Below are 10240 nucleotides of genomic sequence, written 5' to 3' on the forward strand. Positions count from 1 at the left end.
CTAGATAGTTACACCAGATTGTACGATAATATTAGAATAAGGGGTGTTTTCTCCTGTACGAATAATTGCCTTTACCTCTTGATTTGCATTCTTCAATGCTTCATGGGAAACATATTCCACTGCTACACTATCATCCAATTTCTCCAACACTGCCCTCCATTGATCTGGATTAACTGTTTTAATTTCCTCCGCCAAGATCACTTTTTCAACTACAATATGTTCTAAGTACATATCCAGAACTTCTTGAAAGGTTGGTTGCCCAGAAACGAGTGCTAAGTCAATCTTTGTTACTCCTGGAGGTACCGGCAATCCTAAATCTCCAATACAGACGCGGTCAGTATGTCCTAAATCCGCTGCTAATTTTGCGACTTCACTATTCAAAATACCAGTTTTTTTCATATTTTGGATGCTCCTTCATTGCATTGAGATACGGCATGCCTCCTTGGGCCCCGAATTTTTGAACCGATAGATGTGAGGCAATAGTAGCAAATTGCAAAGCTTCTTTTACTTCTAGGCCCTTGGCAATGGCATGTGCCAGACCTGCATTAAAGGTATCACCTGCACCAGTTGTATCCACAGCTTGAGTTGGAAGGGCCGGGATGGTCTGGATACTTGTGCCATCATGGAAAACCGAACCTCTTGTTCCCAAAGTAACAATTAACTGATTTGGATACATTGCGACACTGTCCTCCACACTTGAATGCGGAAATAGTTCGTGGCATTCGTGTTCATTTGGTGTAATATAGTCTACTAAATCAAGCATTTCCAAATCCGTTTCCCGAGCAGGTGCCGGATTATATAAAACTGTTACTCCCTGTTCTTTGCAGTATCGAGCAATTGCAAGATTCGCATCATGTGGAATTTCATTTTGCAGAACCACCATATCTGCATCACGGACCCAGTCCCATTCTTGTTGCCAACCACTGACTGAAACTTGTCCATTGGCCCCTGGGCAATAAATAATCCGATTATCTCCATCAAAGAGAGTGATTTGAGCAATACCACTAGATGATGGAACCGTTCCCACATCATCGACTAAAATGCCATTTTGTTCTAAATTTTTTAACAATATAGGACCGAATGAATCATTACCAACATTCCCTAACATAATGACACAATCATTCTCTCCCTGTAAACGCCCTAAGGCAACTGCTTGATTGGCACCTTTGCCTCCTGGAACCATAGAGAAACGCTCCCCAAAAACCGTTTCACCTTGTTCTGCAATACGGGTAGTCTCCATCACTAAATCCATGGAGATGCTACCAACTACAACAATTTTACTCATGTTCTCCTCCTTACAGTCTCACGTTCCACATAGTGAACCGGTAATTTTATTCTTTTTTCTTCGATTGGTAGAAAATTGGCAATCTTATAGACCAATTCTGCAGCTTGATAGCCCATCTGGTAAGAAGATTGATGGATAGTCGAAAGTGAGGGATAAATAAATTGACTCATCAAGATGTCATCGTAGCCTATGATTTGTACATCTTCAGGAATAGCTTTCCCTAAAGATAAGAGCTCATGAATATATGCAATTGCATGGATATCCGATGGTGCTATTATACTATCGACATCTGAGTGGGCTACTAGGATTGAACGAGCTTCTTCCTGGATCCGCTCAAAATCAAAACTATGACTATCAGAAATTACCATTCCTATGCCTTGCATCTTTAGGTAGTCCTTGCTAGACTCAAAGCGTTGGTTAATATTTTCTGCACCATCTAGCGGACCTCTTATCAACAAGACTTTCTCAGCTCCTGCCTTTGCAATCACTGCAGCTGCCAATTTCCCTCCTGATTTATTATCTGAGAATACACCGAATTCTGTTTCTTGGTCAACACGGTCAACCACAACAACAGGAATCTCCAGTTCTGGGTGATCAAGTGTAAAATCATGGGTTGAAATAATTCCAGCCGCCTTATTCTGTAGAAGAATTTGCAAATACTCCTCTTCCGTACCTTGGTCAGCACTAATACTTCCAAGCATAACTCGATAGCCCCGCTCCTTCAAAAATTCCTCTGCTCCTTTAGCCAATCTAGGAAAAAACGGATTGGAAATATCTGGTAATAACAAACCAACAAGACGATTTCGTTTTGTTTTGAGAGACTGAGCCAAGGCGTTTGGACTATAATGAAGCGTTTTAATGGCAGCTTTGATTTTCTCGCGTGCCTCATCACTGACGTATCCCTTCTGAGAAATATACCGAGAGACAGTTGATTTGGAAACGCCAGCTTCTTCTGCAACTTGTTTAATTGTAACCATAAACCCCTCCATTTCTCTTGTGAGACCGTTCTCACATTGTCATTGTAATCGTTTTCTTTTTTCTTGTCAAGGATTTTATCTATTTTTCTTACCCAATTTCTAGAAAAAGTTTGCTATTCAGCATCAATAACTGCTACTATTCAACCTTATAAAATCTTTATTGCTAAATCGTGATTATAAACCATTTCAATCTAGATTTTTAAACAATAACATATTGATACTACTCTCCTATCAACTTAAGTGAATTTAGCTGAGTTCATCTCTTCTCAGCAAAAAATCCCCACCGTCACAGGACAGCGGGGGTTATTTCTTTACAAATTTTACAAACTCTTCAACATATTATCAATATGCTGGATCGATTTTTCACGGCCGAGCAAGTAAATAGTATTTGGCAACTCTGGTCCGTGCATTTCGCCTGAAACAGCGATACGGATTGGCATGAAGAGGTTTTTGCCCTTGATGCCTGTTTCTTTTTGAACTGCCTTGATTTGTGGGAAGATGTTGTCTGGTTGGAAATCTTCATCCGTCATAGCTTCCAATTTTTCCTTGAGAGCATTGAGGACCGTTGGCACCGTTTCACCTGCCATGACTTCTTTTTCCTCATCCGTCAATTCTGGGAAATCAGAGAAGAAAAGGTCTGTCAGCGGAACAATTTCATCCACAGAAGACATTTGTGGCTTGTAGAGTTCCACCAATTTTTCTGCCTTGTCTGTCAAGCGACCAACTTCTTCCAAGAATGGTTTAGCAAGGTTGAAAATGGTCTCCAAATCAGCTTTTTTGATGTACTCATTGCCCATCCAAGCCAACTTTTTCGGATCAAAGGAAGCAGGGGACTTGCTGAGGCGTTTTTCGTCAAAGAGTTGAATAATCTCCTCTTTCGAGAAGATTTCTTCCTCGCCACCAGGTGTCCAACCCAAAAGCGTGATAAAGTTGAAAACAGCTTCTGGCAGGTAGCCTTTTTTGCGGTAATCTTCGATAAAGGCCAGGGTATTGGTGTCACGTTTGGACAACTTTTTACCCGTAGCAGAGTTGATAATCAAGGTCATGTGACCAAACTCTGGCGCTTCCCAGCCAAGTGCTTCATAGACCATGAGTTGCTTCGGTGTATTGGCAATGTGATCGTCCCCACGGATAACGTGCGAGATTTCCATGAGATGATCGTCCACCACCACGGCAAAGTTATAGGTTGGATAACCGTCTCGTTTCTGGATAACCCAGTCGCCACCGATGTTGCCACCTTCGAACTCGATTTCGCCCTTAACCATGTCATTCCACTTGTAAATACCAGCTTCGTTGACAGCCAAGCGAACCGTTGGGACAATGCCAGCCGCCTCACGTTCTGCAATGTAGGCTGCTTTTTCATCTTCAGACATACCAAGGTATTCGTTGATATAGCGAGGTGTTTCGCCCGCAGCTTCCTGACGCTCACGCTCCGCCGCCAACTCTTCTTCTGTCACGTAAGACTTGTAGGCCTTACCTTCTGCCAAAAGTTGGTCAACGTACTTTTGATAAATATCCAAACGCTCTGATTGACGGTATTGCTCATGGGTTTCTGGACTCTCATCCCAGTCAATCCCCAACCAACGCAGGTTTTCCAGCTGAGAACGCTCGCCATCTTCCACATGGCGTTTGCGGTCTGTGTCTTCGATACGAATAAGGAAAGTACCGCCGTGATGACGGGCAAAAAGATAGTTAAACAATGCTGTACGGGCATTTCCGATATGCAAAAGTCCCGTTGGACTTGGTGCGTAACGCACACGAATTGGTTTAGTCATGTTTCTCTCCTGTAAAATTTTCATACTCAATGAAAATCGAAATCAGACTAGTTTCAACTATTAGGGAGATAGTTGAAGGTTGGAAATAGAGCGAACGAAGTTCGCATCAACTAAGAGGTAGATGAACCCGCTACTTTTTTGTTTTCGGGTAGCAGGCTGACAAGCTCCACTGGAGCTTGTCACTCATCAAGTCAAGTCAACGACGTCTGAATTTGATTTTCGAAGAGTAGCAATCAAGAACATTATAGCATAGAACACCCTCAGATAACAGAAAAATCAGCCTAGATGGGCTGATTTTGAGGTGTTTTTTGATTCCGTGCCAGCCAGTAGAGGACATAGAGGACTAACAAACCAGTTGCAGCTAGGAAAAGTCCGCTAATCTGATTGACAGTCAAGATTAAGACCAAACCCGAAACCAGTAGTCGAGTAAAGGCTTGACCTAGCATAAAATAGGTCGATACCGCTCCGCCGATGGTCGCCAACTGCTCCTCTGGCATGGAGTTGACAAACTTAGCGTTAAACTTAGGTCCACTAGCTCCAGAACTAATTCCCATTGTAGTAAGGAAGAAGAAAATAATTGGCAGTTGATGTAGCAACATTCCGACAAACACGCCAAGAAGAGAGAAAGTGGCTGCCACTTCAAGCGTCACCATGCTGGTCTTTTTGAAGAGGCTAAATACCAAGGTCGATCCCAAGATATTGCCAACAAAGAAAATCAGAATGGTCAGGGCAAGGGTTGTTTCAACATTGAGGAAGACAAGGCCCGGGTCTTCGCTAATCAAGAGCACCAGAATAGGATAGAGAATAGCTCCGCAGGCATTGATAAGAGGGCTGGTAATCAGGACCAGACGGAACTCGGGAATCTTGCGCAGCTCCACGATGGCTTGTTTGAAGGAAGCTAGAATGCCTGGTCCCTTGGTTTTTTGCTCAGTCTGGCTCGGCTGCTCTGCTATTTTCAAAGGCTGCTCCGTCAGGAGTTTGCGAAAGGCTGGCGTCAGCAGCTGCATGATAAGGAGGGCGGCTAAAAAGGTGCCGGCGTTGAGAAAGGCCAGGTTTTGGTAGGAGAGGAGGCCGACCAAGAGGGCAGAGAGGGCCTGAAAGGCGATGTTGAGGAGGCTGGTCACTGTCTGGCGAAAGGCCGAGTACTGCTCCCGCTCTTCCTTAGGTGCTACGCGTAATCCCAGAGGTGTATAGAGGCCGTTTTCATAGAAGCCAGCGAAGTCTGCAAAGACATTGAAAGTTGCAGCCACCACGACAATCCAGAGGGCTGGCTCAAAGCCCATGCAGAATCCGAGGATGAGGTATAGAAGGACACGGAAGAGCAGGGTCAGCTTGATAGTGCTGATTTTGTTGACCGTCTTGTCTGCCAGATAGCCTGTAAAGAGTCCCATAAAGCTAGGGAAGATTTCCGAGAAGGTCACAATCGCCAGAGCCAGACGGCTGTTGGGCACCAGCAAAACATAGTTCATCAAGGCCAGATAATAGACCACATCGCCAAAATTGGACAACATATCCGCAGTCAGTACCCATAGGTAAGTAGCATTTTTCAAAATCTTTTTCATGATAATCCCTTTCTTTGTTTAATTTTCGGAATATTCTGATTTTTTGTCCTACAGAGGAGCCTGAATAGACTGCTCTCTGTTCACTCTAGGTGTAATAGATATTCAAAGTGGAGAAGGCCATATCTCCTGTGATATGTAGCATCTTTTCTCCCATACCAGTTGCATAGTTATTGACAGCAGACATGGAACTATCTAGCTCCACCACCGCTCGCCAGTTGGTCGGCAGATAGAGGGTCACAGAGGAGAAAGCCGCATCGATATGAAATTCAGCCGTATCTCCCAGAATAGTCGCCTGATCAAAGTAAACTGTACTAGAGCCGAAGACTACTTCCACACTATCATGGAGAAAATTATCGTCGTGAATATAGCGAGTTGAAGAGCCAAAAGCTGTATCACGCCCCTTATCACCAATCACCCCTGTGACAACTCCATGAGCCAGTCTGCGCTTCCTTGGTTTAAAAATCAGTTTCAATCCAAGGCACAGCAGGACAAGTGACAGAACCATATTCCAAGTCCCGAACTTCACCCAATCATAAACTGAGTTCACCGCTATAAAAGCCAGACCGAAACAAAAGACACTGGCAAGCCAATCCAGCTTCACCAAGCGGTGAAAACCAGTCACAAAGGTTAAAACAAACCAGACTGTTGTCCAAAATGGCAGAGCCAAATGCAAGCCCAGTGAATCCCTAAATAAGACCAATCCTGCCAAGACCAGCAGAGCAATCCCTAAACAATATTTTTTCATCTTCCTACCTCATTTCCTGTAACTTTTCTTTAAGCAAGTGGTAATAGTGCCGCGACACATGGACTTCCTTGTGGGTCTTGTAGAAGGCAATTCGACTGGTACCCGAGAAGGACTTGTCCAGCGAATAGACCGCCTTACTGTTGACAATGGTTGACTTGGCCACTCGACAAAAGTAGATTGGCAAGTATTCTTCCAGCTCATAGAGCTTCATCTTGACCTCATAGGCATCGTCACCTGTATGGGCATAAATTTTGGTCCCATCCGTTTCAAAGAAAAGTATGTCACCCAATGAAAGAAAATACTCACTACTCCCCTTGTAAAAGACAAGCGAGGGACGGCTAACTTGTTGCAGAGCCCGCTGAATCTGTTCAATCTCTGGTCCCAGCTGACTGGTTCGGATAACAACTTCAACCTGATCTAAGCTGTCATCAAATTCAATCCTAACTTTCATAGCTCCCTCCTTTTTGATAGGTCTATTATACCAATTCCAACCACAATTACAAGGGCATTTCAGTAAGTGGTAAAATTAGACAGGTAAGTGGTAAACATTCATCATTAAAAGTCGCTAGAATTCAAGTATCTATTTCTCCATCTTTTCAGAGACAGTTCACCTCTAACAGATTACTTTTTATACTCAATGAAAATCAAAAACAGACTAGCTCCAAAGTTTTGGGGAACCTTTGGAGGTTGGAGATAGAGCGAACGTAGTTCGTTTCTACTCAGCAGATAGAACCCTGTTACTATTTTGTTTCAAGGTAACAGGCTGGGAGTGGGAAAGAACTCGACCAAGATAAAAAGAGTTCGTCTTCCCACCCCCGCACAGCTCAAACTGTCTGGGAGACAGTTTGAGGTTGGAGATGAAGCGAACTCTGTTCGCATCAGTCGTAATGGCCAGATTTGGAGTGCAAAACACGAATTGCTGAGATTTGCCTATCTCCAACCTTTAACAGTCCACTGGACTGTTAAACCCAATCAACCACTGCGCTGAGATGTTGACACGAACTCTGAGTAGTGGTCCTGGGCTTCTTTCCCACTCCCACTCATCAAATCAAGTCAACAACATCTGATTTTGATTTTCGATGAGTATTAGTCAATAAGGTGACAAAACGATAAAGAATATAGCATAATAAGAGCCAGCCAAATATCGTTATATAACAGACGAAGCTGAATGAGTGTTGTTGGTACTGCTTCATTTCTTCTTGACTTGTCTGTTTTGATTGAGCATCTTCCTCAGCTACATCCGGCTGACGATAGGCGTTAACCAACAAGCGATAGTCAAAAGGAGGAACTAACGGATCACACGTCAACAGCGTTAACATATCTTGATTTTCAACAGGCAATAATTTTTGCCAATCGGTCGCCTTTATCACTTCTGTATTTTTGACCAAATATGTCAGTGTTGTCCCACCGATTTCAATAAAAATCTTATCTCCTTCTTTTAGCTCCGTTAAACGGAAAAAACGAAGATCTGTATACCAACTACGATGACCTGCAATGACACTTCGGCGCCCCATACCACCAACAGGTAAATCTGTTCCAATAATAGAAGCCACCCCATCATTTAAATGCTGGCTAGTCGCTCCGATATAAATTGGCTGGCGAATTTCAATACTTGGAATGCTTAGATAACCAATCACACCGTCTTCCAAATTAGGAACAACAACAGAATGACTATCCGAACTATTCTTTTCTGCAAAAGGGTCAATTGTTGGGATATCTCCGCTACTGATTTGTTCTTCATAAGTATCAATTGCCGCTTTTTGCTCTGCTGAGAATGATGTTGAACGACTTTGGTAGGACTGATAGTGTCGATAAGTTTGAAACTCATGCACAGACATATTTGTCAGTAAGATTAATGGCATTAATAAACCAATCAGCATGAGAATGTAGCCTATTTTTTTCATGTTCTTCCTCTCACCTTCTGCTGCTTTCTCTTACGTCGAAGGTACAAAACCCCAAAAATCAACAGCATCAGCAGGAAAGCAATTAAATAGGAAAGACTCAACATATCTAAAAAGAATATCGGCTTTTGCTTAGCTGCAACTTTCGGCTCATAAGGAACACGATGCCCACGCACTAATAAACGATGGCTGTTAATCATATACGGAGTGCAGGTCAATAAGGTCGCGTAGTCTTCTCCGGATTGAACCATGACCGGGTCGAAGTTACTCGGTTCAACAACCAAAATCTGATCCACCTCATAGGCTAAGGTTTCTGCTATATTGTGGATATAGAATTGATCACCAATTTTTAAGCGATCGAGATTGGTGAACAAGGAGGCATTCGGTAAACCACGATGGGCTGAAATGACTGTATGAGTACTTTCTCCCCCAACCGGCAATGACGACCCCTCTAAATGTCCAGCTCCTTTTTGTAATACATCTTCGGTTGTCCCAGCATAAATGGCAATCCGCTCATTTATTTTTGGAATTTCCACAAAACCAATTTTTTCCTTCACCTCAAGCATGCGTGCATATTCTGCAATCCCAGCCTTTTCCTCTTCTGAGTAAGGATCTTGCATTTTGCTTGGATCCAAGGTCTGATTATACGCCCGCGCCTTCTCTAATCGCTTGGAAACTTCTTCGCTCGGGAGCTGTTGTGCTTGCTCATAAAAAGATTCTACTTCACGGTCTGCCTCATATCGATAATAAAATTGAGAAATCAACGGATATACCGTAATCAGCAAACCAAAGACAAATATCAGTTTTAAAAGTATGGTTTGTTTGGACAATCCTTTTTTATGCTGTATACGCTTCTTCACCACTCTTCACCTGTTTCTTCTTTTTCCGCCTTTTTGTAAATAGGAAAATTAATAAAATGATAATCAACATTCCTAATGCATACAAAAGATAGCGAATAAGAATACGCTTTTCAGCATTTTCAACTGCTTTACGGTAATCTTCAGCAACATAAGGAACACGATGCCCACGCACTAATAAACGATGCGTGTTTACCATATAAGGTGTACAAGTTAATAACGTTGCATAATCCTGTCCAGGCTTTACCAAAAGCTCGTCAAACTGTGTCGGTTCCACAACTAAAATCTGATCCACCTCATAGGCCAATGTTTCTGAAATATTGTGGATATAAAAAGTATCCCCAATCTCAACCTTGGTCAAATCTGTGAACAAACGTGCCTTTGGCAAACCGGTATGAGCTGTCAAGACTGTATGGGTATCACTTCCCCCGACCGGCAAAGATGTCCCTTCCAGATGCCCAACTCCCTTTTGCAAAACTGTCTCGGCTGTTCCAGCATAAATCGGAATCTTGGCATCAATTTTAGGAATTTCAACATAGCCCATTTTCTCATGCAATTCCAGCATCCTCGCATACTCTGCCCGCCCAGCTTCGTGACGTGACTTAGTATAAGGATCTTCAGCAATGATATTGTTTAAACTCTCGTTGAAAGCATGAGCTAAATCAATTCGCTCTTGAACCTCTTTAGGTGTTAAATTCTTCTTCTCCTGATCGAAAGACTCTGTCAACTGACCAGCTTCATAGCGATAATAAAAATTTGATACATGAGGATAGAGTAAAATCCCCATCCCAATCAGAAAAACCAAGTAAAAAGGAAGGTTACTCTTCTTTTTTTTCTTTTTAGGTTTACCTGATTTCTTTTCGTTTACAACCTGATCTTCTTTTTTCTTCATCATTTTTCCATTATATTCTATAGTATTGCAGAGTTGAACATTTCTCCAAATATCCTCTATTATACCACAATCCGATTCTCAAACAGAAAAATCCCATCGCCACAGATTCAACCTGACAATGAGATTTTTCCTTTATTCGTAGTCTGTCAAACATTATCGTTTCGTATAGGTTACCAAACGATAGCCTAGCAAGAAGAGAATAATGCCTAGCGATAAAACCGCTATGACCACCGCATTCCCTGTATA

The 10240-nt window shown here is 42.6% G+C and carries 10 protein-coding genes; all 10 read right to left on the reverse strand.

Going from position 1 to position 10240, the window contains the following annotated elements:
* The 10 genes from rbsD to SST111_RS04895 all read right to left on the reverse strand — a co-directional run bounded on the left by rbsD (position 1) and on the right by SST111_RS04895 (position 9994).
* The gene (rbsD, locus tag SST111_RS04845) at positions 1–399 is read right to left on the reverse strand and encodes a D-ribose pyranase (protein WP_099810215.1); all 399 of its coding nucleotides are present in this window, start codon (positions 397–399) and stop codon (positions 1–3) included.
* Positions 374–1285 (reverse strand): ribokinase, encoded by a 912-nt coding sequence (rbsK, locus tag SST111_RS04850; RefSeq protein ID WP_099810216.1) that lies wholly within the window; start codon positions 1283–1285, stop codon positions 374–376. Before rbsK ends, rbsD begins: the two co-directional genes overlap by 26 nt.
* The gene (locus tag SST111_RS04855; protein WP_099810217.1) at positions 1282–2262 is read right to left on the reverse strand and encodes a LacI family DNA-binding transcriptional regulator; all 981 of its coding nucleotides are present in this window, start codon (positions 2260–2262) and stop codon (positions 1282–1284) included. Before SST111_RS04855 ends, rbsK begins: the two co-directional genes overlap by 4 nt.
* Positions 2263–2582: 320 nt before the next feature.
* A complete protein-coding gene (gene gltX / locus SST111_RS04860) occupies positions 2583–4037 on the reverse strand; it encodes a glutamate--tRNA ligase (RefSeq protein WP_099810218.1) in 1455 nt (484 codons plus the stop codon).
* Between the two features lie 281 nt (positions 4038–4318).
* Positions 4319–5599: an MFS transporter gene (locus SST111_RS04865; protein WP_099810219.1), complete on the reverse strand. Its 1281-nt coding sequence runs from the start codon at positions 5597–5599 to the stop codon at positions 4319–4321.
* Positions 5600–5684: 85 nt separating this feature from the next.
* Positions 5685–6344, reverse strand: coding sequence for a LiaF transmembrane domain-containing protein (locus SST111_RS04870; RefSeq protein ID WP_099810220.1), 660 nt, complete (start codon positions 6342–6344; stop codon positions 5685–5687).
* A 4-nt stretch (positions 6345–6348) separates the two neighbouring features.
* Positions 6349–6795: a LytTR family DNA-binding domain-containing protein gene (locus tag SST111_RS04875; RefSeq protein WP_099810221.1), complete on the reverse strand. Its 447-nt coding sequence runs from the start codon at positions 6793–6795 to the stop codon at positions 6349–6351.
* Positions 6796–7387: 592 nt separating this feature from the next.
* Complete coding sequence (locus tag SST111_RS04885; RefSeq protein ID WP_099810223.1) at positions 7388–8248, reverse strand: class C sortase; 861 nt, start codon at positions 8246–8248, stop codon at positions 7388–7390.
* Entirely contained in the window at positions 8245–9105 is an 861-nt protein-coding gene (locus SST111_RS04890) for a class C sortase (protein WP_099810224.1), read from the reverse strand. Before SST111_RS04890 ends, SST111_RS04885 begins: the two co-directional genes overlap by 4 nt.
* On the reverse strand, positions 9083–9994 hold the full coding sequence (locus SST111_RS04895) for a class C sortase (RefSeq protein ID WP_099810225.1): 912 nt from the start codon (positions 9992–9994) through the stop codon (positions 9083–9085). The genes SST111_RS04890 and SST111_RS04895 overlap by 23 nt, the downstream gene beginning before the upstream one ends.
* Between the last annotated feature and the right edge of the window lie 246 nt (positions 9995–10240).

This window comes from Streptococcus suis YS161 (assembly GCF_002760245.1).
GTDB lineage: Bacteria > Bacillota > Bacilli > Lactobacillales > Streptococcaceae > Streptococcus > Streptococcus suis_I.

Excerpts from the sequence above, each read along its gene's own strand:
- rbsD (WP_099810215.1), bottom strand. The coding sequence starts at position 399 with ATGAAAAAAACTGGTATTTTGAATAGTGAAGTCGCAAAATTAGCAGCG.
- rbsK (WP_099810216.1), bottom strand. The coding sequence starts at position 1,285 with ATGAGTAAAATTGTTGTAGTTGGTAGCATCTCCATGGATTTAGTGATG.
- SST111_RS04855 (WP_099810217.1), bottom strand. The coding sequence starts at position 2,262 with ATGGTTACAATTAAACAAGTTGCAGAAGAAGCTGGCGTTTCCAAATCA.
- gltX (WP_099810218.1), bottom strand. The coding sequence starts at position 4,037 with ATGACTAAACCAATTCGTGTGCGTTACGCACCAAGTCCAACGGGACTT.
- SST111_RS04865 (WP_099810219.1), bottom strand. The coding sequence starts at position 5,599 with ATGAAAAAGATTTTGAAAAATGCTACTTACCTATGGGTACTGACTGCG.
- SST111_RS04870 (WP_099810220.1), bottom strand. The coding sequence starts at position 6,344 with ATGAAAAAATATTGTTTAGGGATTGCTCTGCTGGTCTTGGCAGGATTG.
- SST111_RS04875 (WP_099810221.1), bottom strand. The coding sequence starts at position 6,795 with ATGAAAGTTAGGATTGAATTTGATGACAGCTTAGATCAGGTTGAAGTT.
- SST111_RS04885 (WP_099810223.1), bottom strand. The coding sequence starts at position 8,248 with ATGAAAAAAATAGGCTACATTCTCATGCTGATTGGTTTATTAATGCCA.
- SST111_RS04895 (WP_099810225.1), bottom strand. The coding sequence starts at position 9,994 with ATGAAGAAAAAAGAAGATCAGGTTGTAAACGAAAAGAAATCAGGTAAA.